22 protein-coding genes are annotated in these 24,215 nt (G+C 69.0%); 13 read left to right on the top strand and 9 right to left on the bottom strand.

The window, feature by feature from the left end:
• The first annotated feature begins 266 nt into the window (after positions 1 to 266).
• The 4 genes from flgK to ACK4TT_RS01070 all read left to right on the top strand — a co-directional run bounded on the left by flgK (position 267) and on the right by ACK4TT_RS01070 (position 6,111).
• On the top strand, positions 267 to 2,363 hold the full coding sequence (flgK, locus tag ACK4TT_RS01085; protein ID WP_410212137.1) for a flagellar hook-associated protein FlgK: 2,097 nt from the start codon (positions 267 to 269) through the stop codon (positions 2,361 to 2,363).
• Positions 2,364 to 2,374: 11 nt separating this feature from the next.
• On the top strand, positions 2,375 to 3,304 hold the full coding sequence (locus ACK4TT_RS01080; RefSeq protein ID WP_409639126.1) for a flagellin: 930 nt from the start codon (positions 2,375 to 2,377) through the stop codon (positions 3,302 to 3,304).
• A gap of 101 nt (positions 3,305 to 3,405) precedes the next feature.
• Positions 3,406 to 4,599 carry a tRNA 2-thiouridine(34) synthase MnmA gene (mnmA, locus tag ACK4TT_RS01075; protein WP_409639123.1) on the top strand — a complete coding sequence of 398 codons (1,194 nt, stop codon included), beginning with the start codon at positions 3,406 to 3,408 and terminating at the stop codon, positions 4,597 to 4,599.
• 321 nt (positions 4,600 to 4,920) lie between these two features.
• Positions 4,921 to 6,111 (top strand): acetyl-CoA C-acyltransferase, encoded by a 1,191-nt coding sequence (locus tag ACK4TT_RS01070; RefSeq protein WP_409639120.1) that lies wholly within the window; start codon positions 4,921 to 4,923, stop codon positions 6,109 to 6,111.
• 54 nt (positions 6,112 to 6,165) lie between these two features.
• Here ACK4TT_RS01070 and ACK4TT_RS01065 read toward each other — a convergent pair whose 3' ends face one another.
• Both ACK4TT_RS01065 and ACK4TT_RS01060 read right to left on the bottom strand, forming a co-directional pair.
• Complete coding sequence (locus tag ACK4TT_RS01065; protein ID WP_410212136.1) at positions 6,166 to 6,525, bottom strand: endonuclease domain-containing protein; 360 nt, start codon at positions 6,523 to 6,525, stop codon at positions 6,166 to 6,168.
• A gap of 179 nt (positions 6,526 to 6,704) precedes the next feature.
• Positions 6,705 to 7,262 (bottom strand): DUF3617 domain-containing protein, encoded by a 558-nt coding sequence (locus tag ACK4TT_RS01060; RefSeq protein ID WP_409638944.1) that lies wholly within the window; start codon positions 7,260 to 7,262, stop codon positions 6,705 to 6,707.
• Between the two features lie 51 nt (positions 7,263 to 7,313).
• Here ACK4TT_RS01060 and ACK4TT_RS01055 point away from each other — a divergent pair, with 51 nt between their 5' ends.
• Entirely contained in the window at positions 7,314 to 7,580 is a 267-nt protein-coding gene (locus tag ACK4TT_RS01055) for a GNAT family N-acetyltransferase (protein ID WP_409638941.1), read from the top strand.
• 474 nt (positions 7,581 to 8,054) lie between these two features.
• On the opposite strand, the gene ACK4TT_RS01050 is transcribed toward ACK4TT_RS01055, so the two are convergent.
• On the bottom strand, positions 8,055 to 8,369 hold the full coding sequence (locus ACK4TT_RS01050) for a hypothetical protein (protein WP_409638939.1): 315 nt from the start codon (positions 8,367 to 8,369) through the stop codon (positions 8,055 to 8,057).
• Positions 8,370 to 8,726: 357 nt separating this feature from the next.
• Here ACK4TT_RS01050 and ACK4TT_RS01045 point away from each other — a divergent pair, with 357 nt between their 5' ends.
• Positions 8,727 to 9,539, top strand: coding sequence for a BglII/BstYI family type II restriction endonuclease (locus ACK4TT_RS01045; RefSeq protein WP_409638936.1), 813 nt, complete (start codon positions 8,727 to 8,729; stop codon positions 9,537 to 9,539).
• A 111-nt stretch (positions 9,540 to 9,650) separates the two neighbouring features.
• A complete protein-coding gene (locus ACK4TT_RS01040; protein ID WP_409638933.1) occupies positions 9,651 to 10,298 on the top strand; it encodes an MT-A70 family methyltransferase in 648 nt (215 codons plus the stop codon).
• A gap of 6 nt (positions 10,299 to 10,304) precedes the next feature.
• Here the strand turns inward: ACK4TT_RS01040 and ACK4TT_RS01035 are convergent, their stop codons facing one another.
• The 3 genes from ACK4TT_RS01035 to uvrB all read right to left on the bottom strand — a co-directional run bounded on the left by ACK4TT_RS01035 (position 10,305) and on the right by uvrB (position 15,913).
• On the bottom strand, positions 10,305 to 11,573 hold the full coding sequence (locus ACK4TT_RS01035) for a hypothetical protein (protein WP_410212135.1): 1,269 nt from the start codon (positions 11,571 to 11,573) through the stop codon (positions 10,305 to 10,307).
• Positions 11,573 to 13,096 (bottom strand): DGQHR domain-containing protein, encoded by a 1,524-nt coding sequence (locus ACK4TT_RS01030; protein WP_410212134.1) that lies wholly within the window; start codon positions 13,094 to 13,096, stop codon positions 11,573 to 11,575. The genes ACK4TT_RS01035 and ACK4TT_RS01030 overlap by 1 nt, the downstream gene beginning before the upstream one ends.
• A 579-nt stretch (positions 13,097 to 13,675) precedes the next feature.
• Positions 13,676 to 15,913, bottom strand: coding sequence for an excinuclease ABC subunit UvrB (gene uvrB, locus ACK4TT_RS01025; protein ID WP_410212133.1), 2,238 nt, complete (start codon positions 15,911 to 15,913; stop codon positions 13,676 to 13,678).
• Between the two features lie 192 nt (positions 15,914 to 16,105).
• On the opposite strand from uvrB, the gene ACK4TT_RS01020 reads away from it, so the two are divergent.
• From ACK4TT_RS01020 to ACK4TT_RS01010, 3 genes are all read left to right on the top strand, one after another.
• Positions 16,106 to 16,432, top strand: coding sequence for a hypothetical protein (locus ACK4TT_RS01020; RefSeq protein WP_409642450.1), 327 nt, complete (start codon positions 16,106 to 16,108; stop codon positions 16,430 to 16,432).
• Positions 16,433 to 16,513: 81 nt separating this feature from the next.
• The gene (locus tag ACK4TT_RS01015; RefSeq protein WP_409642396.1) at positions 16,514 to 16,687 is read left to right on the top strand and encodes a hypothetical protein; all 174 of its coding nucleotides are present in this window, start codon (positions 16,514 to 16,516) and stop codon (positions 16,685 to 16,687) included.
• A gap of 251 nt (positions 16,688 to 16,938) precedes the next feature.
• The gene (locus ACK4TT_RS01010) at positions 16,939 to 18,177 is read left to right on the top strand and encodes a dicarboxylate/amino acid:cation symporter (protein ID WP_409642399.1); all 1,239 of its coding nucleotides are present in this window, start codon (positions 16,939 to 16,941) and stop codon (positions 18,175 to 18,177) included.
• On the opposite strand, the gene ACK4TT_RS01005 is transcribed toward ACK4TT_RS01010, so the two are convergent.
• The 3 genes from ACK4TT_RS01005 to ACK4TT_RS00995 are packed head-to-tail and all read right to left on the bottom strand — an operon-like array spanning position 18,174 to position 22,639.
• Complete coding sequence (locus ACK4TT_RS01005; RefSeq protein ID WP_410212132.1) at positions 18,174 to 18,407, bottom strand: DUF1294 domain-containing protein; 234 nt, start codon at positions 18,405 to 18,407, stop codon at positions 18,174 to 18,176. The two genes, ACK4TT_RS01010 and ACK4TT_RS01005, sit on opposite strands and share 4 nt — an antisense overlap.
• A 25-nt stretch (positions 18,408 to 18,432) precedes the next feature.
• Positions 18,433 to 19,014: a hypothetical protein gene (locus tag ACK4TT_RS01000; RefSeq protein ID WP_409642405.1), complete on the bottom strand. Its 582-nt coding sequence runs from the start codon at positions 19,012 to 19,014 to the stop codon at positions 18,433 to 18,435.
• 22 nt (positions 19,015 to 19,036) lie between these two features.
• Positions 19,037 to 22,639 carry a hydantoinase B/oxoprolinase family protein gene (locus ACK4TT_RS00995; protein WP_409642408.1) on the bottom strand — a complete coding sequence of 1,201 codons (3,603 nt, stop codon included), beginning with the start codon at positions 22,637 to 22,639 and terminating at the stop codon, positions 19,037 to 19,039.
• Between the two features lie 69 nt (positions 22,640 to 22,708).
• Between ACK4TT_RS00995 and ACK4TT_RS00990 the strand changes: the two genes are divergently transcribed.
• The 3 genes from ACK4TT_RS00990 to ACK4TT_RS00980 all read left to right on the top strand — a co-directional run bounded on the left by ACK4TT_RS00990 (position 22,709) and on the right by ACK4TT_RS00980 (position 24,210).
• The gene (locus ACK4TT_RS00990; protein WP_409642453.1) at positions 22,709 to 23,404 is read left to right on the top strand and encodes a TerB family tellurite resistance protein; all 696 of its coding nucleotides are present in this window, start codon (positions 22,709 to 22,711) and stop codon (positions 23,402 to 23,404) included.
• A gap of 127 nt (positions 23,405 to 23,531) precedes the next feature.
• Entirely contained in the window at positions 23,532 to 23,822 is a 291-nt protein-coding gene (locus ACK4TT_RS00985) for a hypothetical protein (protein WP_410212131.1), read from the top strand.
• A gap of 94 nt (positions 23,823 to 23,916) precedes the next feature.
• Positions 23,917 to 24,210: a putative quinol monooxygenase gene (locus ACK4TT_RS00980; protein WP_409642414.1), complete on the top strand. Its 294-nt coding sequence runs from the start codon at positions 23,917 to 23,919 to the stop codon at positions 24,208 to 24,210.
• The last annotated feature ends 5 nt before the right edge of the window (positions 24,211 to 24,215 follow it).

Below are 24,215 nucleotides of genomic sequence, written 5' to 3'. Positions count from 1 at the left end.
AGGAAATTGCCGGGCTTTCGGGGCCCGGCCGGGGCATTCCTGCCGCCCGGCAAGGCCCGCTCGCGGGCGCCCCCGCCGTCGTTTTCCGCGGCGCCTCGCCGGTTCTGGCGCCGGACTTGCGCCGCATTCGTCGAAGCCACCGGACCCGGAAAGGGCCCATGTTGAATTTGTTGGGAAAATCCCGGCGCCTCACGCGCGTGTTCACTCTCCTCCCGGCAGAAACCGCCGGGTCGTGCGTCAGGCTTTGCCGGGCGGAGCGTTAAGCGATGTCGCTAAGCGTCAGCCTCAAGACCGCCGCCTCGGGCCTCCAGGCCGCCCAGGCCAGCCTGCGCGCGATCTCGGACAATATCGCCAACGTCAACACCCCCGGCTACGTCCGCAAGGCCGTGGACCAGACCCCCCTGGTGGTCGACGGCGTGGGCATGGGCGTCCGCGTCGACGGGGTGAAGCGGATCACCGACGAGTACCTGCAGACGGCCAGCTTCACGGCCGCCTCGGACGCCAGCCGCTACGCCGTCCTGTCCCAGTACCTCGACAACGCCCAGAGCCTGTTCGGCGACCCCTCGGGCGACGGCTACTTCTTCAGCCGCATCGACGACATCTACGCCGCCTTCGCCACGGCCGCCGACGACCCGTCGTCCACCCTGCTGCGCACCCAGGCGCTGTCCAACATCGACGACTTCCTGGCCGAGGCCGACCGCATCAACGGCCAGCTCGCCGAGCTGTCGGACACCATCGAGACGCGCGTGCTGGCCGACGTCAGCCGCGCCAACGACCTCCTGGCCCAGATCAACCAGCTCAACGCCGAGATCGGCCGCGCCAAGCTGGTCAACGCCGACGCCTCGGGGGCCGAGAACATCCAGAGCCAGCTCCTCGACGAGCTCTCCACGCTGATGAACGTCCGTGTCACGCGCCGCGAGGAGGGCGGGGTGATCGTGCGCTCGACCGAGGGCGTGCTGCTGGCCGGCGACGGCGCCGCCAAGCTCGCCTACAACCGCAGCGACTCGACGCCGGGCTACATCAGCGCCCTGGCGCCGGGCGGGACCGTCGCCCAGCCGATCCAGATCGCCTCGGGCGAGATCCGCGGCCTCATGGACCTGCGCGACAGGGAGCTGCCCCAGCTCTCGGACCAGCTCGGCGAGTTCCTGACCCGCACGATCCAGCAGATCAACGCGGCCCACAACGCCTCGACGGCCTTCCCGGCCCCGGCGTCGCTCACCGGCCGCAACACCGGCCTCGACCTGCCCACCGCCGTCTCGGGCTTCACCGGCGCGACCACCCTGGCCGTCGTGGACGCCAACGGCGTGCTCGTCCAAAGGGTGGATATCGACTTTGACGCCGGCACGATGAGCGCCAACGGGGGGCCGGCCACGGCCTTCACGCCGGCCACCTTCCTCGCCCAGCTCAACGCCCAGTTCGGCGGTCAGGCGACGGCCACCTTCAGCGGCGGGGCGCTCAGCCTCAGCGCCACCTCGCCGAACGGCCTGGCCATCGACGAGGGGGACTCCAAGAAGGCCGGCCGCGGCTTCTCGCACTTCTTCGGCCTCAACGACCTGATCCGCGAGACCAGCTACACCAACTACGACACCGGCCTGTCGCTGACCGACGCCCACGGCTTCACGGCCGGCGACCAGATCACCCTGCGGCTGTCCTCGCCCGACGGCCTGCCGATCCGCGACGTCACCGTCACCGTGCCGGCGGGCGCCCAGATGAGCGATCTCATCAACGCCCTCAACAACACCGCGACGGGCGTGGGCCTCTACGGCGCGTTCAGCCTGGATTCCGAAGGCGCGCTCACCTTCCAGGGCTCGGCTCCCGCCAACGCCCAGCTCTCGGTCGTCACCGACAACACAAAGCGCGGCGCGGGCGGTCCCTCGATCAGCCAGCTCTTCGGCCTGGGGGCCATCGAGCGCTCCTCGCGCGCCAGCCGCTTCGAGGTGGCCGCGGCCATCGACGCCGACCCGACCCGGATGGCGTTCGGCAAGCTGGACCTCACGGTCGCGGCGACCGCGCCCACGATCCGCCCCGGCGACGGCCGCGGCGCGCTGGCGCTCTCCCAGGCCGGCGACACCACCGTCCGCTTCCAGGCCGCCGGCTCGCTGGGCCAGGTGACCATGACGGCCTCCCGCTACGCCTCGGAGTTCGGCGGCTCGATCGGCCGCAACGCCGCCGCCGCCGAGACCCGCAAGGAGGGCAGCGCCGCGGTCATGGCCGAGGCCACCGCGCGGCGGCAGTCGGTCGAAGGCGTCAATCTCGACGAGGAACTGGTCAACATGACCACCTATCAGCAGGCGTTCAACGCCTCCGCCCGCATGATCCAGGCGGCCAAGGACCTCTTCGACGTCCTTGTGAACATGGTCTGAGGAGAGCCCCGATGGTGACCCGCGTCTCGACCCCCGGAAACTACTCCGCCATCCTCGCCAACCTGCTCGCCGCCCAGCAGCGGCAGATGCAGGCCGGCGACAAGGTCTCGACCCAGAAGAACGGCTCGGACCTGAAGGACTACGCCCGCGACGCCGAGATGCTCACGGCCATGCGCGCCGTGCGCACCCGCATCGAGGCCTACCAGGACCAGAACACCTTCATCTCCGAGCGCCTCGCCACCCAGGACACCGCGCTCACCCGCGTGGCCGACGCCGCCCAGGAGGTCCGCCAGGCCATCTCCGAGGCCCTGGCCTCGGGCCGGGTGGACACGCTGATGGAGGATCTGGAGGCCCAGTTCCGCAACGCCGTCGAGGGCATGAACGTCCGCTACGGCGGCAAGTACCTGTTCGCCGGCGGCCAGGTGGACACCCGGCCCGTCACCGCCACCACGCTCGCCGACCTCACCTCGGGCCCGCCGATCGCCAGCTTCTTCAAGAACGACGACTTCGTGACCTCGGCCAAGGTGGACGAGGCGACCTCGGTCTCCATGGGCGTCCTGGCCGACGACCTCGGCACGGCCATGATGGTCGCCTTCCAGAACATCCAGGCCTTCCACGAGGGCGGCTCGGGCCCGTTCTCGGGCGCCATGACGGCGGCCCAGCGCAGCTTCCTGGAATCCCAGCTCGCCACCTGGGACGGCATCCGCGAGGACGTCACGAACGTCGCGGCCCGCAACGGCATGATCCAGAAACGCGTCGAGACCGTGGCCGACGACCTGCAGACCCGCCACAACGCCATCTCCGGGATGATCGGCGACATCACCGACGCCGACATGGCCAGGGTGGCGGCCGAGTTCCAGCAGGCCGAGCTGTCGGTCCAGGCGGCGGCCCAGGTCTTCGCGTCCCTTCAGCAAAGCTCCCTGCTCAACATCCTGAAGTGACCGCGCGGCGGGTCATCCCGGACGGCGCGGCCGATCCGGGATCCAGCGTCATGAGCGCCAACACCTCGAAAAGCCGGCCTCCAGGGGCTACATAGGCGCCCATGAGCGTCTGCGCCCTGCCGACCGACCTCGCGCCCCAGCGCCTCTCCGACGGCCTCGTCCAGGCCGCGCGCGAGGCCGTGCGCCTGCCGGCCGGGACCCGCATCGTGGCCGCCATGTCGGGCGGGGTGGATTCGACCGTCACCGCCGCCCTGCTGGCGCGGGCCGGCTACGAGGTGGTGGGCGTGACGCTCCAGCTCTACGACCACGGCGCGGCGATCCAGAAGAAGGGCGCCTGCTGCGCGGGCCAGGACATCCACGACGCGCGCAACGCCGCCCAGGCCATCGGCATCCCGCACTACGTCCTCGACTACGAGAGCCGGTTCCGCGAGCAGGTCATCGAGGACTTCGCCGACGCCTACCTGCGCGGCGAGACGCCGATCCCTTGCATCCGCTGCAATCAGACGGTGAAGTTCCGCGACCTCCTCGACGTGGCCCGCGACCTGGGGGCGCAGGCCATGGCCACCGGCCACTACGTCCGCCGCGAGGAGGGACCAGCCGGCCCCGAGCTGCACCGCGCCGTCGACCCGGCCCGCGACCAGTCCTACTTCCTGTTCGCCACCACGGCCGAACAGCTCGCCTTCCTGCGCTTCCCGCTGGGCGCCCTGCCCAAGCCCGCCGTGCGCGCGGGCGCGGCGGAACTCGGCCTGACCGTCGCCGACAAGCCCGACAGCCAGGACATCTGCTTCGTGCCCGAGGGCCGCTACACCACCCTCATCGACCGCCTGCGCCCGCACGGCGCGGAGCCGGGCGACATCGTGCACCTGGACGGCCGCATCCTCGGCCGCCACGAGGGCGTCACCCGCTACACCATCGGCCAGCGCCGGGGCCTCAACGTGGCCGTGGGCGATCCCCTGTTCGTGGTCCGCATCGACGCCGACGCCCGCCAGGTGATCGTGGGCCCGCGCGAGGCCCTGCTGACCCACGCCCTCTCCCTCAAGGAAACGAACTGGCTGGGCGAGGGCGCCTCGATCGCGGCCGCCTGCGAGGCCGGCCGCCCGGTGCTCGCCCGCGTCCGCTCGACCCGCGAACCGGCCCCCGGCCGCCTCACGCTGGTCGACGGCGCCCCCGGGGTCGTCTTCGACCGCCCGGAAGAGGGCGTCGCCCCCGGCCAGGCCTGCGTCCTCTACGCCCCGGAAGCCCCGACCCGCGTCCTCGGCGGCGGCTTCATCGCCGGCACGATCCGCGACGCCTGACGACGAAGTCTCGGAACCGCGGATAACGCGGAAGAGCGCCTGACGGCGCTCACGCAGAAGGGCTGGGCGTCTCAAGGCCTGCGCGACGGCGAAGCCGTCTTTCGAAACACGGATTTCACGGATTTCCACGGATTGCTCGTTCGCGCCGGCCTCCGTCCATGTAATCCGTGAAATCCGTGGTCGATCGAATGGAGCCGCCGCTGGCGCGGCGTCTCGGGAGTCGCATCGGCCGCTTCTGCGTCTTCTGCGGTTCCCCCTGATCGTTGAAGCTCTCCCAGCGTCACCTTCTGTTTCACCGGGCGCTGAATTATATCCCCGGGCATGACCCAGCACTCCGACCCCGTCGTCATCGCGTCCTACGCCCGCACGCCCATGGGCGGCTTCCAGGGCGTGCTCTCCGCCGCCAAGGCCACCGAGCTCGGCGCCGCCGCGGTGAAGGCCGCCGTCGAGCGGGCGGGCGCCCAGCCGGACCAGATCGAGCAGATCGTCATGGGCTGCGTGCTGCCGGCCGGCCTCGGCCAGGCCCCGGCGCGCCAGGCGGCCCTGGGCGCCGGCCTGCCGAAGTCGGTGGAGGCCGTGACGGTCAACAAGATGTGCGGCTCGGGCATGCAGGCCGCGATCCTCGCCCACGACGCCCTCGCTGCGGGCTCGGTGGATGTGATCGTCGCGGGCGGCATGGAGAGCATGACCAACGCCCCCTACCTGATGCTGAAGCACCGCTCGGGCGCCCGCATCGGCCACGATACGATGTACGACCACATGTACCTCGACGGCCTGGAGGACGCCTACGAGCCCGGCCGCCTGATGGGCTCGTTCGCCGAGGAGACGGCCAAGGCCTACCAGTTCACCCGCGAGGCCATGGACGAGTACGCCATCTCCTCGCTCGCCCGCGCCAAGGCCGCCGTGGAGTCCGGCGCCTTCAAGCGCGAGATCGTCCCCGTCGAGGTCGCCGACCGCAAGGGGACCACCCTGGTCGAGCACGACGAGCAGCCGCTGAAGGCCGACCCGGCCAAGATCCCGACGCTCAAGCCCGCCTTCGCCAAGGACGGCGCCATCACCGCCGCCAACGCCAGCTCCATCTCGGACGGCGCCGCGGCCCTGGTCATGACCCGCGAGAGCGTGGCCCGGAAACTCGGCCTGAAGATCGTCGCCCGGGTCGCCGGCCACGGCGGCCATGCCCACGAGCCCGGCCAGTTCGCCACCGCGCCTGCCCCGGCCATGAAGAAGGCCCTGAAGCGGGCCGGCTGGAGCGTGGACGACGTCGACCTCTTCGAGGTCAACGAGGCCTTCGCCGTGGTCGCCATGGTGGCCGAGCGCGAGCTGGGCATCGACCGGGCCAGGCTCAACGTCAACGGCGGCGCCTGCGCGCTGGGCCACCCCATCGGCGCGTCCGGCGCCCGCATCCTCGCCACCCTGCTGTCGGCGCTCGAAGCGCGCGGCGGCAAGAAGGGCGTGGCCTCCCTCTGCATCGGCGGCGGCGAAGCCACGGCGATGGCGGTCGAACTGGCCTGACGCCGAAGCGGCCCTTTCTCCTCCCCCGCCAAAGGATCTCGGGGGAGGAGGGGTTCAGCGGCGCCGTTCTTCGGCTTGGGCCAGGATGGTGCGCACCGCAGCGTCGAGATCGCCAAGCACCACGCTCGCGGGAAGGCGCAACGTCTGAACGCCCCGGGCCGCGAGCCAGGCGTCCCGTTCGGCGTCTCGGACCGGGGCCGTGCCCAGCCAGTGCGGCTGGCCGTCAACCTCGACGCAAAGCTTCGCGGCCTCACAGTAGAAGTCGAGGACGTAAGGCCCCACCGGATGCTGACGGCGGAAGCGCAGGCCCTCGACGGCCTTGCGGCGAAGCGCGACCCAGAGCCGGGCCTCGGGCGGGGTCATCCGCCGCCGCAGCGACCTCGCCCGGTTCACTGTGGCCTTAGGTGCGTACATGCGGGCGACGCTAGCATCCTCCTCCCCCGTCGGGGGAGGGGGACCGGCCGAAGGCGGGTGGAGGGGGCTGGCCACCTACCGCCGCGCTTCCGGCAAGCCCCCTCCACCATGCTGCGCATGGTCCCCCTCCCCCGATGGGGGAGGAGAGGGGAGGCCGCCGCTGAGTGTCGATTGGGTTCCTACCCGCCCGCCGCCTGCATCATGTTTATGGTCATGCCGCCGGGGAGCTGCATGTCGCCGGGCTTCATGCCGGCGGGGCAGGGGCCTTCCCAGGCGGCGGTCAGGCTCATCTCGTGGCGGCCGTTCATCTGCGGGGCCTCGGCGCCCGTCGTCTCGGTGACCGCCTTCACCTCGTAGCGGCTGGAAAAGTCGCCCTTGGCCTCGCCGGTGGTCGTCGTCTTCCCCCCCGAGCCCATGTCGCAGACGCTCTCGAAGCGCCAGCCGCCGGCCGTGGGCGTCACCACGTTCTTCTCGCACATGTCCTTGCCCACCGCCTGGCCATGGACGGCCATGCGCTTGTCCACCGCCGCGTCGAAGCAGATCTTCATGGTCTGGGTCACGCCCGCCGTGGTCACCGTCTGGGTCCAAAGACCGGGCTTGCGGGCCGGCGGGGTCGTGGGGGCCGACGCCGCGGCGGCCGGCGCCTCGCCCGCTTCGGCCGCGGCCTTCTCTTCCGGCTTCTTCTGGCAGGCCGCCACGGCGAGAAGGGAAAGGCTCAGAACGATCGCGCGACGCATCTTGCATCCTCCTTCGGGGCGCCCAGCTTAGCGGGGAAGGAGACAGACGCCATGGCCGAACTGCGCGACACCGGCGCCCGCTACGAGATGGACGAGCACGGGCTGACCTCCTACGCCGACTACCGCCGCCAGGGGGAGCGCCTCTACATCGACTACGTGTACGCCCCGCCCGACCTGCGCGGCACGGGCGCCTCGGGCCGCCTGATGCAGGCCGTGGCCGCCGACGCCCGCGAGAAGGGCCTCTCCATCACCCCCATCTGCGGCTACGCCGCCGCCTGGCTGAAACGCAGCCCCGAGTTCCGCGACCTGGTGGGGTAGGGCGCGGCGTTTCCCTCGCTCCCGTCATCCCGGACGGCCGCAGGCCGATCCGGGACCCAGGGGCCGCCGCACTGCAGGACCGCCTGGGTCCCGGCTCTCCCGCCCGCCTGCAGCGGGCGTCCGGCCGGGATGACGGCTTGGGGATCGTGGAGAGGCTTACCGAGACGCCGCGCCAGCGGCGGCTCAGTCTTCAAACCACGGATTTCACGGATTTCACGGATTGTCCGCTCGCGCCGGCCTCCATCCGTGTAATCCGTGAAATCCGTGGTTTTGAAAGACGGCTTCGCCGCCGCGCCGGCGCCGGCTCGCGCGTGTGACGGCTTATGCTTGAGGGATGCAGTTGACCGGCTGCTTCCGGTCGGGCCTCGCCGGAAATGGGGCGCTGCGCCCCGGAGCCCCGAAATCTCGCCTGTCCCAGCGCCCGCCCCCCGGCCGGCGTCATGGAACGGCGTCTTCATCTCAACCTTCGGACGCTCAGGTCCGGGCGACGATGGCTTCCAGGGTCTGGACGCGGGCGTCCATGTCTTCCACCAGCCGGCGGGCCAGGTCGCGCACGCCCGGCGGATAGGCCTCGCCGCCCTCGGCGATCTCGGCGGCCAGTTCCTCCACCGCCACGAGCTGGGCGGACAGGCTCCTGATGTGGTCCTTGGCCAGTTGCTTGGCCTCGGCCTGCAGGCGCCGCACGCGCTCGGCGACGCTCTCGGTCCGAATGGGCGCGGGGGCCGGCGAAGGCGCCGGGGCCGCGATCTTCAGGTCGTTGTCGGCGACCACGCTGAGAGACGGTGACATTCGTATGTACCTCAAATCCCCAACCCAAGGTTCGATCCGGCGAACCCGCGTCCCACCATGGAACGCTCAAGAGGTCGCGCCGGGCCCTTGCTGCCTCAACTTACGCCCTTAGACAGCACAGGTTCCCTGACCACCGCATGAACGGCGCCAGTTAAGCCTGTTCATCTTGGATGTGGGGACTCCCGGACACGGTGTGTAGTTAGCGGGAGGGGTTAATGGCTCAGCCCCCGGCGAGGATTTCTGAACGCGGGGTAAGGATGACTGGGCGTTAGGCGTGTGGGGGCGATCCCAGCGCGAGTGATTGGGAAATGGCGAGGTGGAGTTGTCGCGTCGCCGGAATCTGGCGACGGTGCTCGCATGAGCGACGCCGCGTCGGAAGACGATGACGACTTCGAGGCCGAAGTCTCCAAGGATGAAGTTGCATTTGGGCCCGGCGACGCGGCCGACCCGCAGTGGCTTGTCGACGCCAAGATACCGGCCGACCTCCGGCAGAAGTACGAGATCTACAGTTACCGGAGCGCCGCCACGATCCTGGCCGAAAGCCATCCGGAGGAGTTCGCGGATCTCTGCGAAGCGCTTCGGAACTTCCAGATCACGGAAGCAATGATCCGCACGGCGGGCGGCAACGAGTCCGATATTCCCAAGCTGCTGTCGGCAACCCTCCGACCGAAGGATTGGCGAGAGACGATCATCAGAGGCGACCTGCTGGTCGAGTTGATCTCGAAGGAACAGGTGAGGACAACCCGGGCCGGCAAGGCGGTCTTCGAGAAGCGCGTCCGTACGATCCGGCGCGAGAAGTACTTGGACGGCCACAAGGTCGACTACGTGAAGGGCCGAGTGGCCTTCGATCTGGAATGGAACAGCAAGGATCAGACCTTCGACCGCGACCTGTACGCCTTCAGCGCTTTCGCCCAGACAGGGGTTATCGACGTTGGCGTGCTCGTGACCCGTGGGGCCTCCATGACGGATTTCATCAAGGCCCTCGGCCCGGCCCTGACCAAGGCTGGAGTGCCTGAACTGACCAAGAAGGGTGAGCCCCGCCCGACTTCGGCCAAATACGGCGCGAGCACCACATGGATGGGCAAGCTCCTCTACCGAATGAACGCCGGTCGGAACGGCGCCTGCCCCGTCCTGGTGATCGGCATCACGCCGCGCTGCGTGGCGGGCTAGCGCCCGCCGATTTGCTCGGGTACAAAAAGGGAACGCTATAGGTCGTCCGCTGCGGGTCATCTACCGTACGGGCGGTGGCGGTGATTCTCGCTAGCCGAGCTGGAGCGAACGATGGCTTACGACGATGTGGGCGTCCAAGCAGCGGTCGATCTTGCGGCCTTCGCCCAGGGGCGAAAGTTCCGGACGATCCTGGCGGATCCTCCCTGGCAGTTTCAAAACCGCACCGGAAAAGTAGCTCCGGAACATCGCCGGCTGTCGCGCTACCCGACCATGACATTGGACGACATCTGCGGCCTTCCCGTTGAAGGCATCGCGGCGGACACCGCCCACCTCTACCTGTGGGTTCCCAACGCCCTGCTGCCCGAGGGGCTACGGGTCATGGAAGCCTGGGGTTTCAGCTACAAGTCCAACCTGATCTGGCACAAGGTCCGCAAGGATGGCGGTTCCGATGGGCGAGGCGTCGGCTTCTACTTCCGCAATGTGACCGAGATCATCCTGTTCGGCGTGCGCGGAAAGAACGCCCGCACATTGGATGCGGGCCGTCGCCAAGTGAACATGATCGAGACCCGCAAACGCGAACACAGCCGCAAGCCGGACGAACAGTACGCGCTGATCGAGGCGTGCTCGCCGGGGCCATACCTTGAGCTATTCGCGCGCGGCGAGCGAAAGAAGTGGGCGGTTTGGGGCAACCAGGCCGACGCCACCTATGAGCCGACCTGGGCGACGTACGGGTACAACTCGACGATCGCGGCGGAGTAGAGAATACTATCGGCAGAGCGCCCATAGGCAAATCCGCTCCGTCTCGCATAGTCGAGGTAGGCCCGAAGGTTCGGCGGCCAGCCAATCGAGCCGATTGGTTGCTGCGGCATTCTCAGCGTCGGACAAGGCTAGATCTACGTCGGCCCATAGTTCTGATAGATCTTCGGGCTCTTCGCCAGGCCGCCAGAAGCCGCGAGAGGAACCGTATTCCGTCCACCAAAATTCCAGATCATCACGCGGTGACACTGATACCTTGGAGAGGCAGCTTAGATTTAAGGCTAGCGCCAGCCTCAACAAAAGACAGGCGCGCGCCGTAAGTTCCTGAACAGAACTTGGTTCAGTCCTAGATGCTGCTGTGCGCAGTATGGGATGATCATCAGCTTCTTCCCGCCGCTCAATGAATTCCCGAGTTACCGCGCGCCTGAATCGAGGGTCTATCCGCTCATACTCTTTTTGGCGCCCGGCTAGAGTCCTCCGTCCGATCTGTCCAACCTGCTTCTCTAAGAGCATTCGAAGAAGGTGCTTTTCTAGGTCAAATGCGGTTGGTTGAAATGATCGCCATAAGTCCCTTATGAATTTCAGATCATCAGCAGGGTTGGTTGATATATTTAAAAGTTCATTTGGCAAATAGCTAGAAGTGTTCCGATCAACGTGATCGTTCGCGGCAACGCTGAGGTCAAATCCCCAGAGAGATATTAGCTCGGATCCAAGCATTTGTTTGGCGGGGCTAGGAAAGTACTCTTGAAAAATATCCTTAAGTGTTACGCCCGAAATATCCATGGAGCTCATAATCATATCGAATGCCCCGGCCTTATCCGCCCAATTCTGGAGCGCGAACCAAGCCATCGTGTGGGTGGTAGGGCCATTGAATGAAGAAATATCTCCTTGCTCAGCGATGACCACGGTCCTGGTGTTGAAGATGCCGATCCCCTGGCTGGCGAGAATTGACAGGGCGGCGCGGAGTTCCGCGTAATATGCGAGGTGCCTTGCTGGGTGAGGTGCGCCCGAGCTAAGGGCATTCAAGGCGCGTGCTAGGTAGCCCCAGCCATCGATCAGGTGTAACGGAGCTCGGATAGATACCGCTTCAGTAATTTCGGAAGGTGGCAGGGAGTTTGTAAAGTCCCTTGGTAGTTGGCCATCCTTGTATTTGTGTGTCGGCGACACCCAGGTTGATTGTTTCTTTCCGGAAAACCGACCGAGGGCTATCTGCACCTGCTTGGGACTGGCCGCGTCGAGTGCAGTCTTTTGCTCTCCGGAAAGTGCTTGCTTTGCCATCAACGGCGAGCCTTCGCTTCAATCAGCGAAAGCGCGCAACTCGCTACATCGCCGCCCTGCTTAGTTAGATGTCGCAGAAGTTGCTCGCGCAGCGCGACGTATCCACCGCTTCCCCGAAAAGCCCGTTTCTTCAGGCGCTGAGCCTCACTTAGGTTTGGCGCGTCAGAGGAACGCCAGTCGAACTCAGCCATGCCACTGGCGAGAGATGCGGCGAACTTTGAAAATGGTTGCTGGCGAACCAAGGTCAGCATTTCGGTGACATCATCCACCGACGTTTGCCCGGTGAATTCAAGGTCGATGTTCCAGTCAAACTGTGAGCGGTATTCGGTAGCTTTGGCAAAGAAAATTTCGTTTGAAACAGATAGAATGCCCCTTACCCCCTGCTCCTGATTAAGCATTGTAAGGGATCCTGTTAAGGGGGCCGATTTCGAGGGTGCCTTGCGGCTTTCGCGAGTGCGAAGCTGCTTCACCCAGCGCGGTTCTTGGTCTTCAATGTGACGTTGAATATTTCTCCAGAACTCGATGAGGAAGGCCGCTTGTTGAGCCCGCGACCAGCCTAGTGGTCCATCCTCATCTATATCCGCCGCGAATAGTCCCTTAGCCGCTCGCCCTCGGCCACCCGGGGAGAGGAAGCTGCTAGTCAGCGCCCTCACCCATCCGGCCTGCGTGACTCCTGCGCCCTCGGGAGCCTCGCGCGCGGTTTCGCCCAGCATATTGATCCGCTTATGCCAAGGACTCTGCGGATGAAGGTATAGAAGCTCGGTTAGTTCTTGTGCTCGAGCCTCTCGATAGATCTTGATTTCAGAAAACGTCTCAAGCCAGTCCTGGGATCTCAGAAGTGGGTAGAGGTCGAACGCATGGCTAGGGTTGATCCTTTTTGGCGAAACGTTGATCGACCAAAATAGGTAGGCCTGCCAGCCAACGTCCAAGCCATGAAACGCAACAACGGGAAGTTCGAAATCTCCCGGAAGATCGCCATTTCCTATGGCCTCATCGAACGCCCAGAGACGATGCTGACCATCAATGATTTCAATGGGCTCCAGAGCCTGAGGCGCCCATTTTTCGGTGCGATTCTTGTAAGGCACATTGACCGTGAATGTGCCACTATCCGCCTCATCGATAGTGATTAGGTCCTTCGGGGCGATCTTTCGCCCCCTCCGGGCATCAGCCGGTGTCAGGATGTTCACTACGATTGCCGTGGGCAGCCAACCTGGCTTTCTCAGGGATAGAGTGTCAGCGGTCCTGAGCTCTTCTTTGATGTCGCTGAACGGATAACCGTAGCGAACGAAGTCGCGAATGATCTTCGACCTCTTCTCATCATGGTAGCGCTGCAAACCTTCCGCTGCGGCCCCGTCTCGCTTGCGCCGATACACACCGCTAAGCGCGCGGAGTTGAACCGCTGGCATGGCGAACAGATATACGTGGGGATCTGGGCGCCGGCGTTGCTGCTTTTCGTCGTAGGCGTAGCTATCCCATTCTGTGAGCCACTGCTTGAAGCGCAGTGCTGTCACCTTGCTAGACAACCCACTCCCCCTACCCTTGTGGTGTTGCGCCATCTAAGCGCGACCTTTCGCTGCCTTGCAAGTTAGGCGGTGCCGGTGGTCGTGCCCACCCCGTCACTGCAGGAGTTCCTCTATGCGAGCCGTCCTGGCGCGTAGAGCTGTGAGACGACATAGTACGAACCCAAGGTCTCGCGCCCTCATCCCATTCAATTTTTGGTCCTCAGCCCACCCGGCCTTATCCTGACCCGACGCGGCGGCGCCGTGCGGTCCTTGGCAGCGTGAATCCTGTCTTCCCCAAAGGGGCGCGTTCGGCGCGGCCCCTTCCGTGAGGGCGCGCCTCTAAGCGCGCCTTCCGTGTTTTCCGTGGTTCCTTCCCGCGCCGCGAGGCGCGGTCCCGCCTGAGGGTGGGGGTTGAGTAGATTCCGACCTACCCCAACACGCCCGACCCCGGGCCCTCGGCGTTTTCTGCGTCTTCCGCGGTTCGTCCTCGCGTCGGAGGCGCGGTGCGTGGGGCTTGCCCTCTCCACCCCCCGCTCTTCCCCCGGCCCGAGGCCGGGGTCGGCGGGCGGTCCCCCTCTCCCGCCGAGCGGGAGAGGAAAGCTACCGCCGCCCCTTCCGGAAACGCTCGGCCTTCTCGGCCCGCGCCTCGGCCTTCACGCGCTTCACCGCCTCCCGATCCCCCGTCTCGCCCTCGCCGGCGAGCGCGTCGGCGGCGAATTCCAGGTCGAGCAGCTTCAGCCGCTTGATCTCGTCGCGCAGCCTCGCGGCCTCCTCGAACTCCAGGTTCGCGGCGGCCTCCTTCATGCGGGTCTCCAGGTCCCGGAGCGTGGTCTTGAAGTTGTCGCCCATGAACGGCTTGCCGTCCTCGGCCACGCCCACCGGCACGGTCACCCGGTCCTTCTCGTAGGGGCTCGCCAGGATGTCCTTGATCTGGCTCCGCACGCTCTCGGGCGTGATGCCGTGGGCGAGGTTGTAGGCCTCCTGCTTCTCCCGCCGACGCTTCGTCTCGGCCATGGCGCGCTCCATCGAGCCCGTCACCTGGTCGGCGTAGAGGATCACCTTGCCGTCCACGTTCCGGGCGGCCCGGCCGATGGTCTGGATCAGGCTGGTCTCCGAGCGCAGGAAGCCCTCCTTGTCGGCGTCGAGGATGGCCACCAGGCCGCACTCGGGGATGTCCAGGCCCTCGCGCAGCAGGTTGATGCCCACCAGCACGTCGAAGGCGCCGAGCCGCAGGTCCCGGATGATCTCGATGCGCTCCAGGGTGTCGACGTCGGAGTGCATGTAGCGGACGCGCAGGCCCTGCTCGTGCATGAACTCGGTCAGGTCCTCGGCCATCTTCTTGGTCAGCACCGTGATCAGGCTGCGGTAGCCGCGGGCCGCCGTCTGGCGCGCCTCGTCGATCACGTCGTCCACCTGGCTGAAGCCGTCTTTCGCGACCGGGCGCACCTCCACCGGCGGGTCGATGAGGCCCGTCGGGCGGATCACCTGCTCGACGAAGACGCCGCCGGTCCGCTCCATCTCCCAGGGGCCGGGCGTGGCCGAGACGTGGACCGTGTCCGGCCGCATGGCGTCCCATTCCTCGAACTTCAGCGGCCGGTTGTCGATGCAGCTCGGCAGGCGGAAGCCGTATTCGGCCAGCGTGAACTTCCGCCGGTAGTCGCCCCGGTACATGGCCCCGATCTGCGGCACGGTCTGGTGGCTCTCGTCCACGAACAGCAGCGCGTTGTCGGGGATGTATTCGAAGAACGTCGGCGGCGGCTCGCCGGGCCGGCGGCCGGTCAGGTAGCGGCTGTAGTTCTCGATGCCGGCGCAGGAGCCGGTGGCCTCGATCATCTCCAGGTCGAAGGTGGTGCGCTGTTCGAGGCGCTGCGCCTCCAGGAGCTTGCCGTTGGCGACCAGCCAGTCCAGCCGCTCCTTCAGCTCGATCTTGATCTGGTTGATGGCCTGGCGGAGCGTCGGCCTGGGCGTCACATAGTGGCTGTTGGCGTAGATCTTCACGCCCGCCAGGTCGGCGGTCTTCTTGCCGGTCAGCGGGTCGAACTCGGTGATCGACTCCACCTCGTCGCCGAACAGGCTGATGCGCCAGGCGCGGTCCTCGTAGTGGGCCGGGAAGATCTCCAGGGTGTCGCCGCGCCGCCGGAACGCGCCGCGCTCGAAGGCCTGGTCGTTGCGCTTGTACTGGAGGGCCACGAGGTCCCCCATCAGCTTCTTCTCGTCGATCCGCTCGCCGGGCTTGAGCTGGAAGGTCATGGCCGAATAGGTCTCGACCGAGCCGATGCCGTAGATGCACGAGACCGAGGCCACGACGATCACGTCGTCGCGCTCCAGGATCGCCCGGGTGGCCGAGTGGCGCATCCGGTCGATCTGCTCGTTAATGCTGGAGTCTTTCTCGATGTAGGTGTCGGTCCGGGGCACGTAGGCCTCGGGCTGGTAGTAGTCGTAGTAGCTGACGAAGAACTCGACCGCGTTGTCGGGGAAGAAGCTCTTGAACTCGGAATAGAGCTGGGCCGCCAGCGTCTTGTTGGGGGCCAGGATCAGGGCCGGGCGCTGGGTCGCCTCGATCACCTTGGCCATGGTGAAGGTCTTGCCCGAGCCGGTGACGCCCAGCAGCACCTGGTCGTGCTCGCCGCGGGCGATGCCCTCCGACAGCTCGGCGATGGCCTGCGGCTGGTCGCCGGCGGGCTGGTAGTCGGAGACGAGCTTGAACTTCCGCCCGCCCTCGCTCTTCTCCGGGCGCACCGGGCGGTGCGGCTTCCAGAGGAGCGGCATGGCGTTCTCGTCGTAGTCGAAGGCCGCCGACATGTCGGCGACGCCTCCGGGGGCGGCGGGGCTGGGCATGGCTCGAAAGGTAGGTCCTGCGGGCGGTCTCCGCCACCATAACGCACAGGCCTGCTGACAGGGGATGGCGGCAACACGGTCGTCATCCCGGACGGCCGCGAGGCCGATCCGGGACCCAGGGCCGACGCACGGCTTCCCCTGGGTCCCGGCTCTCCGCTACGCTCCGGCCGGGATGACGAGGGTGGGGTGACGATGATCGGCGTTCTTTTGGCGGCGGCGCTGGCGGCTTCGGACTTCCGGCCCCTCGACCCGGAGAACACCCTGGTCATCGAGACGACCAGGGGCCGGGTCGTGGCCGGGCAGGGGGCCGTCCAGGCCCTCGCCGTGGGCGAGCCGCCGAAGGTCCCCGACCTGATGCTCAAGGTCCGCGTCGCCGCCGACCTGCCGCCCGCCGAGCGTCCGGCCGTCAGGGTCCTCGACGAGAGGGGGCCCGCCTTCGCCGCCCGCCTGGAGGCGCTGAAGCGGGAGAAGGGGGCGTCGTTCAGCGTGTGCGACGTGACCTTGCCGACCCTGGATTGAACCGGCTAGGTGCGACTCAACGGCTCATTGTTACGCTCTACGAACGCGCGTAGCCCGCGCCCCTCAGTAGCGGGAGCGTACATGAAGTTCGAAGTGGTCGAATGCGGCGGCGAGTGGATCGTCCGGCGCGAGGGCCAGGAAGTCGCGCGCTTCGGCGCCCAGGACGAGGCGCTGAACGACGTGGCCGCCCGGCTGCGCGAGGCCGACGCCAGCCAGCCCGCTTCCCTTTCCATGCGCTATCAGCGGCGGGGCTAGCTGTGAGGTCCCGATAGGTTGTCCATCCGGTCCGGACCGGGAAGGCTGGTGTTGCGAAGACTGAGCTGATCTCGGGGGACCGGGGCGCGCTCGAACGCCGCGCCCGCGCGTGCTGCCGGCCGGCGGCCGGGAACGCGCGGGTGGTGCTGGAGAGCTGATCCGGCGCGGGCTTGCGGCGCGCCGCGGATAAGGGCCACATCGCACGGTTTGGCGGAGGGCGTGGCGTCTTGCGGATATTCAAGTCTCTGAGCGTGCGGGTGCTGATCGGCCTCGTGCTGGGGCTCGCCCTGGGCGCCCTGGTCGCGGCGGGCGGCGACGCGCGGCTGGCCCGGGCGGTCGAGGGGATCGAGGCGTTCGGCGGGCTGTGGCTCAACGCGCTGCGGATGACCGTCATCCCGCTGATCTTCGCCGTGCTGGTGGCGGCCATCGCCCAGGTGTCGGACGCCGCGGCGACGGGCCGGCTGGCGCTCCGGGCCATCGGCTGGTTCATCGTCCTGCTGCTGGCGGCGAGCGTCTTCTCGCTCGTCTTCGTCCACGGGGTGCTGGCCCTCTGGCCCGTAACCCGCGAGGCCGCCGAGGCCCTGCGCGCCGGCGCGCCCCACGCCCCGACCGGGGCCACCGCGCCGGACTTCGTGGCCTGGGTGAAGAGCCTCGCGCCGTCCAACCCCATCAAGGCCGCCGCCGAGGACGCGGTCCTGCCGCTGGTGGTGTTCGCCGCCTTCACGGGCTTCGCGCTCACCCGCCTGCCGCCCGAGCGCGGGCGGCCGGTGGTGGACATCATCCAGACCCTGGGCGACGCGATGATCGTCATCGTCCGCTGGGTGCTGTGGGCCGGTCCGGCCGGCGTCTTCGCCCTCGGCCTGGGCGTGGGGCTCCGGGCCGGCGTCAGCGCCGCGGGCGTGCTCGGCCACTACGTCGCCGTGGCCTCGCTGGCGGGTCTGGCCATCAGCGTCGTCGCCTATCTGCTGGGCGTGACCGTGGGCCGCGTGCCGCTCGGCCGCTGGGCCCGGGCGACGGGGCCCGTCCTCGCCACCGCCTTCGCCACCCAGTCCTCGCTGGCCTGCCTGCCGGCCATGATCGAGCGCAGCCGCGACGACCTGGGCGTGCCGCCGCGCATCGCCGGCCTCGTGCTGCCGCTGGCGGTGGCGGTCTTCCGCTTCACCAGCCCGGTGGTGAACCTGGCCGTGGCGATCTTCGTGGCCCACGTCTACGGCATCCAGCCCAGCATGCTGCAGTGGGCCGGCGCGGTGCTGGTGGCCCTGGCGGTCAGCCTGGGTTCGGTCGGCCTGCCGGGCCAGGTGTCGTTCATCGTCAGCGTGGCGCCGATCTGCCTGGCGCTGGGCCTGCCGATCGAACTCCTGCCCATCCTGCTGGCCGTGGAGGTCGTGCCCGACATCTTCCGGACGCTGGGCAACGTGGCCGGCGACATGGCGGTGACCTCGATCCTCGCCCGCAACGAGGAGAAGGCGCCCGAGCCCGAGGGGGCTTAGGCCAGCGCGATCCAGAGCCCGGCGGCGGCCTGGGCCGCCGCCACGGTCCACAGCAGGCTGCGGAACGGCTCCTTGCGGGTCTTGTGGCGCAGGAGCTGCTGGGCGGCGATGGCGCCGGGGCTTCCGCCCGCGATGGCCAGCAGCAGCAGCGTGCTCTCGCGCGTGCGGCGCTCGCCGCGCACGGCGGCGCGCTTGTCGGCGGCGAAGGCCAGGAAGGCCGCCCCGCTCACGGCGGCGATCCAGGCGGCGAGCATGCTACGGGGAGGGAGTGTCCGCCCCGGCCTCGGCCGGCGGCTCGTCCACCGCGTTGACCTTGAAGGCGGAACCCATCAGGGCGGCGCGCTGCTCCAGGGCCTTGGCCGTGGTTTCGCACTTGGCGGGCAGGGCCCAGCTCATCCACTCCTGGGCCTTGCGGGCCTTGGTGACCTCGGGGCCGGCCGTCCAGATCGAGCGGCCCTTCTTCACCGCCTCGCCGCCGATGGCGTTGATCGGCCGGACCGAGGCCTTCTCGGCGGCGGTGATCGCCGACTGGAAGAGCTTCAGCTTCTGGCGTCCGTCGGCCTGCATGTCGGCATAGACCTTCAGGTCGTCGGCCAGGCTCGTCCCGGGCTTGCGGAACTGTTTCTCGATGCGGGTGACCTCGGGCATCACCTCGTCGTGCATGTCGAGGTAGCCGCGCAGCGCGCCGTAGCACCAGGCCACGAACGGATAGTCCTCCCGCGGCGCGCCGGCGGGCCAGCGGTCCTCCGATTGGGCGGTCGGCGCGGCAGTCGCCTGCGGCGCGGCGGCGGAGCTGTCCTGGGCGAGGAGGGCGAGGGCGAAGGCGAGCGACAGCATGGACATCCTGCGATGGTTTCGATCAGGCGACGCCCACGCCGAAACCACCGCCCCCCGGGGTCTCGATCTCGATCACGTCGCCAAGCTCCACCGTAACGGAGAAGCAGCCGGGAAGTTCACTAACCTCGCCCGAGTTCCGGATCAAACGCTGCCGTCCGGGTTGGGCCGGGCCGCCGCCGGCCAGTCCCTGGGGCGCGTGCTCGCGGCGCGAGGAGAGCAGGGCGGCCTCCATGGGCGCCAGGAACCGGATGCGCCGGATCGCCCCGTCGCCGCCGCGCCGGGCGCCGGCCCCGCCCGAGCCCGCCCGCACGCCGAACCGCTCCAGCCGCACGGGGAAACGGCGCTCCAGGATCTCCGGGTCGGTGAGGCGGGAGTTGGTCATGTGGGTGTGGACCGCGCTCGCCCCGTCCGCCTCCGCCGTGGCGCCGGCCCCGCCGCAGATGGTCTCGTAGTACTGGCGGGCCGCGTCGCCGAAGGTGAAGTTGTTCATCGACCCCTGGGCGTTTGCCATCACGCCCAGCGCCGCGTAGAGCGCGTCGACCACGTGCTGGCTGGTCTCCACATTGCCGGCCACGACGGCGGCGGGGGGCCTGGGGTCCAGCATCGAGCCCTCGCGGGTCAGGATCTTCAGCGGCTTCAGGCAGCCGGCGTTCAGCGGGATGTCGTCGTCCACCAGGGTGCGGAAGACGTAGAGGGCCGCGGCGTCCACGATGGCCGAGGGGGCGTTGAAGTTCGAGCCGAGCTGGTCGGCGCTGTCCCGGAAGTCGAGGACGGCCTCGCGGGCCCCGGCGTCGACGGTGGTTCGCACGACGATCTCGCCGCCGCCGTCCATCGGCACGCGGGCGAAGCCGTCCGAGAGGCGGCCCACCGCCCGGCGCACCGCCTCTGCGGCGTTCTCCTGGACGAAGCCCATGTAGCGGGCCACGGCCTCGGCGCCATAGGCGCGGATCATCCCGGCCACCGCGGCGGCGCCGGCCTGGCACGAGGCCACCTGGGCCTTCAGGTCGGCCAGGTTGCGCTCCGGGGCCCGGGCGGGCCAGGGGCCGGCGACCAGGGCGGCGCGCACCTCGGCCTCCAGGAAGCGGCCGTCCCGCATGATCGGCAGGGCGTCGAGCAGCACGCCCTCTTCCGCGATGGTCCTGGAGAAGGGCGGCATCGAGCCCGGCTGGACCCCGCCCACGTCGGCGTGGTGGCCGCGCGCGGCGACGTAGAACGAGGCCTCCGCGTCCGCCGCGTCCATGAACACCGGCATGACCACGGTGATGTCCGGCAGGTGGGTGCCGCCGGCGTAGGGGTTGTTCAGGGCGAAGGCCTGGCCGGGCCTCAGGTCCGGGTGACGGTCGCGCACCGCACGCACCGAGGCGCCCATCGAGCCCAGGTGGACGGGCATGTGAGGGGCGTTGGCCACCAGCCCGCCGTCGGCGTCGAACAGGGCGCAGGAGAAGTCCAGCCGCTCCTTGATGTTCACCGAATGCGCCGTCCGCTCCAGCGCCGCGCCCATCGCCTCGGCCACGCCCATGAAGCGGCGGTTGAACAGCTCCAGGGTGACGGGATCGGGTCGGTCCAGCGCGATGGCCCGGACCGCCGCCTCACCCGTCCGGACCAGCCGGATCAGGCCGTCCGCGTCGGCGCGCGCCCGCCAGCCCGGCAGCACGGCGATCTGGGTGTCGGCCCGGACCACCAGGGCCGGTCCGTCGATCTCGCTCAGCGCCTCGGCCGCGATCACGGGCGCGTCATGCCACGCGCCCTGGGCGTACAGCCGCGTCCTTCCCTCCCCCGCGTGGGGAGGGGCGAGTCGCGAAGCGACCGGGGTGGGGCGGACCGTCGTCCCCCGCCCGTCCGAGGCTGCGCCTCGTCCACCCTCCCCACGAGGGGGAGGGAAAGCCATCGCCTCCGCCTCGACCGCCGCGATCAGGATGGTCCGGCCCGGCTCCACGAAGCCGAACAGGCGCTGGTGGGCGGCTTCGAACTCGCCTTTCGGGTCGGCGGTCGAGACCGGCAGTTCGGCGTCGGCGCCGTCGTAGCGCAGGCGCAGCGTCCGGCGGACCTGGCCGGCGTCCGCGCCCTGTTCGGCGAGCGCCGCGCGGGCGGCGGCCTCGACCTCTTCCAGCAGGGCCTCGGCGCGCGCCACGCCGGCCGCGTCCAGCGGGGCGTCCAGCCCCGCCTGCTTCAGCGCCGCGACCTCCGCCTGGCCGATGCCCCAGGCCGACAGCACGCTGCCGTACTTGGGGCACAGCACCTCGGCCACGCCCAGCGCCTCGGCCGTCTGGCAGGCCACCTGGCCGGCCGCCCCGCCGAAGGCGGTCAGCGCGTGGTCGCGGGGATCGAAGCCGCGCTCGGTGGAGATGCGCCGCACAGCCTGGGCCATCTGTTCGACGGCCACGGCCAGGAAGCCCTCGGCGGCGGCCTCCAGGCTCTCGGCGCCCATGGCCGCCGCCAGCTCGGCGAGGCGGGCGCGGCTGGCCTGCGGATCGAGCGGCGCGTCGCCCTTCGGCCCGAACACGCTGGGGAAGAAGCGCGGATCGATCCGCCCCAGCACCACATTGGCGTCGGTGACGGCGGCCGGACCGCCCCGGCCGTAGCAGGCCGGGCCCGGATCGGCGCCGGCGCTGGCCGGACCGGCTCTCGCCCGCATCCCGTCGAAGGTGAGCACCGAGCCGCCGCCGGCCGCGACGGTTTCCACGTCCAGCATGGGCGCGCGCAGCCTCGCCCCGGCCACGCGGGCCGCATCCCGCCGCTCCAGCCTCCCGGCGAACCGGCAGACGTCGGTGGAGGTGCCGCCCATGTCGAAGCCCAGCACGGCCTCCGCGCCGGCCGCCCGGGCCGTGCGGGCCACGCCCACCACCCCGCCGGCCGGCCCCGACACCACCGCGTCGCGGCCCCGGAACGCCTCGGCGCGGACCAGCCCGCCCGCCGAGGTCATGAAATAGAGCGGCGCGCCCGCCGTCGCCTCGGCCACCCGGCGGACATAGGCCTGCAACACCGGCGTCAGGTAGGCGTCGGCCACCGTCGTCTCGGCGCGCGGGACGAAGCGGGGCAGGGGCGAGACCTCGCAGCTCAGGGCCACGAAGTCGAAGCCGGCGGCCCGCGCGACCTCTCCCGCCAGGCGCTCGTGCTCGGGATTGAGGTCGGAATGCAGGAACGCGATCGCCGCCGACGTGAAACCCTCGGCCACAGCCGCTTCCAGTCGGACCCGCAGCGCCGCGGCGTCCAGCGGGCGCACGACCGCGCCGTCGGCGGCCAGGCGCTCGGCGGCCTCCACGACCCCCGCGTACAGCGGCGCGGGCTTGTCGATGGAGAGCGCAAAGAGGTCGGGCCGGGCCTGGTCGCCGATCAGCAGGGCGTCGGCGAACCCCTCGGTGGCGACCAGCAGGGTCTTGGCCCCCCGGCGCTCCAGCAGCGCGTTGGTGGCCACGGTGGTGCCCATCTTGATCGCCTCGACCCGAAGGGCCGGGAACGGCTCCCCGGGCCTGGCGCCCAGGATGCGGCGCATCCCTTCGACGGCCGAGTCCGTATAGGCCGGCGAGGCCGACAGCAGCTTCATCGAGACTTCCGAACCGTCCTCGGCCCGTCCGATGACGTCGGTGAAGGTGCCGCCGCGGTCGATCCAGAAACTGAAACGCATGTCCAAAACTTAACCTCGGGCCGTAATTGTCATGACCTCGCCACGGTCCTAATGCTTCCGCTTAGTCACATGAGCTTCTGGCGCAAGATAGCTGGGCTCGCCGTCCGCAAGATCGACGAAGCGGAATGCGACGAGTGCCCCCCGGGCCTGCCCGGCGAGGACCCCGCGTTCTCGACCGCCGTCACCGCCCTGGGCGCCAAGCTCGCCAAGGCCGACGGCGACGCCCACGCGGGCGAATATGACGCCTTCTCCAGCGTGTTCCAGTCGGACGCGGGCAGCGAGGGCAATGTCCGCCGCCTCTACCAGCTCGCACGCCAGACCACCCGGGGCTTCGAGAGCTACGCTCGGCGCCTGAAGAAGCGCTACGGCGGCTGCCCGCAGCTTCTGGAGGACGTGCTGGACGGCCTGTTCCACATCGCCGCCGCAGATGGCGTGGTCACGGGCGACGAGCTGGCCTACCTGGAGCGCGTCTCCGAACTCTTCGGCCTCTCGCCCCTCACCTTCCGGCGGCTCAAGGCGACCCACCTGGGCGCGGCCAACGACGATCCCTACGTGATCCTGGGCGTGGCGCCCGACGCCAGCGACGAGCAGGTCCGCGCCGCCTGGCGCGCCCAGCTCTCCGAGGCCCATCCGGACCGGGCCCGCTCGCGCGGCCTGCCGGCCGAATTCATCGAGGTGGCCGAGGCCAAGGCCGCGTCGATCAACGCCGCCTACGACCAGATCCTGCGCGAAAGGAAGGCGCTGGCGCTGGAGGGCGCGGCATGACGCCTCACAGCCCCGTCATTAAGCCTTTGCGGAGGTTGACGGCGGGAACCTCAACGCCGAGATACGAACTTGAAGGCCCGCGCGTACGGGGCCCAGCCCGCGCAAGGGCTCACGAGGAACGTCGATGGTGAAAGACTTCGCCGCCCGTAACGGATCCGCCCTCCGCAGCCTCGCCGCCGTGGGCGCCGCGCTCGCCACCGCCGCCGCCGTGCTCGTGGGCGCGGTCCTGGCGGTGTTCGCCGCCGCCACCGTGGCGGTGATCGCGATCATGACCTCGGCCCTGCTGGCGCTCGCCGGCCTGGCGCTCCGCGCCCGCCGCTCGGTGCGCGCCCGCCGCGCCGCCTCCGACGGCGTCATCGAGGCCCGCCACCTGGGCGGCCACCACTGGGTCGCCTACGGCTGGAACGAGCGCTCCTAGCCGACCTGCCGGCGCCCCAACTGTCGCCACGTCAGCCTTGCCCGTGAGGCCGCGCGGCTCTACCGTCTTTCAAACAACTGTTGGGAGGACGGCCATGACGGTCGGCGTGATCGCGAAACTGCCTATCCAGGAAGGCAAGACGGCGGAGTTCGAGGCGTTCTTCACCGAGCTCGCCAAGCAGGTCCGCGCCAACGAGCCCGGCAACCTCGCCTACCAGCTCACCAAGAGCCGCACCGAGCCCAACGTCTACAAGGTCCTTGAGATCTACAAGGACCAGGACGCCCTGACCCACCACGGCGGCACGGACTACTTCAAGGCCGCCGGCCCGAAGTTCGCCGCGGTCCTCGCCGGCCGCCCCGAGATCGAATACCTGGACGGGATCGGCTGACATGG

The sequence above is a fragment of the Phenylobacterium sp. genome, assembly GCF_046463815.1.
Classification (GTDB): domain Bacteria; phylum Pseudomonadota; class Alphaproteobacteria; order Caulobacterales; family Caulobacteraceae; genus Phenylobacterium.
This window is presented reverse-complemented; position numbering and strand designations above follow the sequence as displayed.

Excerpts from the sequence above, each read along its gene's own strand:
- flgK (WP_410212137.1), top strand. The coding sequence starts at position 267 with ATGTCGCTAAGCGTCAGCCTCAAGACCGCCGCCTCGGGCCTCCAGGCC.
- ACK4TT_RS01080 (WP_409639126.1), top strand. The coding sequence starts at position 2,375 with ATGGTGACCCGCGTCTCGACCCCCGGAAACTACTCCGCCATCCTCGCC.
- mnmA (WP_409639123.1), top strand. The coding sequence starts at position 3,406 with ATGAGCGTCTGCGCCCTGCCGACCGACCTCGCGCCCCAGCGCCTCTCC.
- ACK4TT_RS01070 (WP_409639120.1), top strand. The coding sequence starts at position 4,921 with ATGACCCAGCACTCCGACCCCGTCGTCATCGCGTCCTACGCCCGCACG.
- ACK4TT_RS01065 (WP_410212136.1), bottom strand. The coding sequence starts at position 6,525 with ATGTACGCACCTAAGGCCACAGTGAACCGGGCGAGGTCGCTGCGGCGG.
- ACK4TT_RS01060 (WP_409638944.1), bottom strand. The coding sequence starts at position 7,262 with ATGCGTCGCGCGATCGTTCTGAGCCTTTCCCTTCTCGCCGTGGCGGCC.
- ACK4TT_RS01055 (WP_409638941.1), top strand. The coding sequence starts at position 7,314 with ATGGCCGAACTGCGCGACACCGGCGCCCGCTACGAGATGGACGAGCAC.
- ACK4TT_RS01050 (WP_409638939.1), bottom strand. The coding sequence starts at position 8,369 with ATGTCACCGTCTCTCAGCGTGGTCGCCGACAACGACCTGAAGATCGCG.
- ACK4TT_RS01045 (WP_409638936.1), top strand. The coding sequence starts at position 8,727 with ATGAGCGACGCCGCGTCGGAAGACGATGACGACTTCGAGGCCGAAGTC.
- ACK4TT_RS01040 (WP_409638933.1), top strand. The coding sequence starts at position 9,651 with ATGGCTTACGACGATGTGGGCGTCCAAGCAGCGGTCGATCTTGCGGCC.
- ACK4TT_RS01035 (WP_410212135.1), bottom strand. The coding sequence starts at position 11,573 with ATGGCAAAGCAAGCACTTTCCGGAGAGCAAAAGACTGCACTCGACGCG.
- uvrB (WP_410212133.1), bottom strand. The coding sequence starts at position 15,913 with ATGCCCAGCCCCGCCGCCCCCGGAGGCGTCGCCGACATGTCGGCGGCC.
- ACK4TT_RS01020 (WP_409642450.1), top strand. The coding sequence starts at position 16,106 with ATGATCGGCGTTCTTTTGGCGGCGGCGCTGGCGGCTTCGGACTTCCGG.
- ACK4TT_RS01015 (WP_409642396.1), top strand. The coding sequence starts at position 16,514 with ATGAAGTTCGAAGTGGTCGAATGCGGCGGCGAGTGGATCGTCCGGCGC.
- ACK4TT_RS01000 (WP_409642405.1), bottom strand. The coding sequence starts at position 19,014 with ATGCTGTCGCTCGCCTTCGCCCTCGCCCTCCTCGCCCAGGACAGCTCC.
- ACK4TT_RS00995 (WP_409642408.1), bottom strand. The coding sequence starts at position 22,639 with ATGCGTTTCAGTTTCTGGATCGACCGCGGCGGCACCTTCACCGACGTC.
- ACK4TT_RS00990 (WP_409642453.1), top strand. The coding sequence starts at position 22,709 with ATGAGCTTCTGGCGCAAGATAGCTGGGCTCGCCGTCCGCAAGATCGAC.
- ACK4TT_RS00980 (WP_409642414.1), top strand. The coding sequence starts at position 23,917 with ATGACGGTCGGCGTGATCGCGAAACTGCCTATCCAGGAAGGCAAGACG.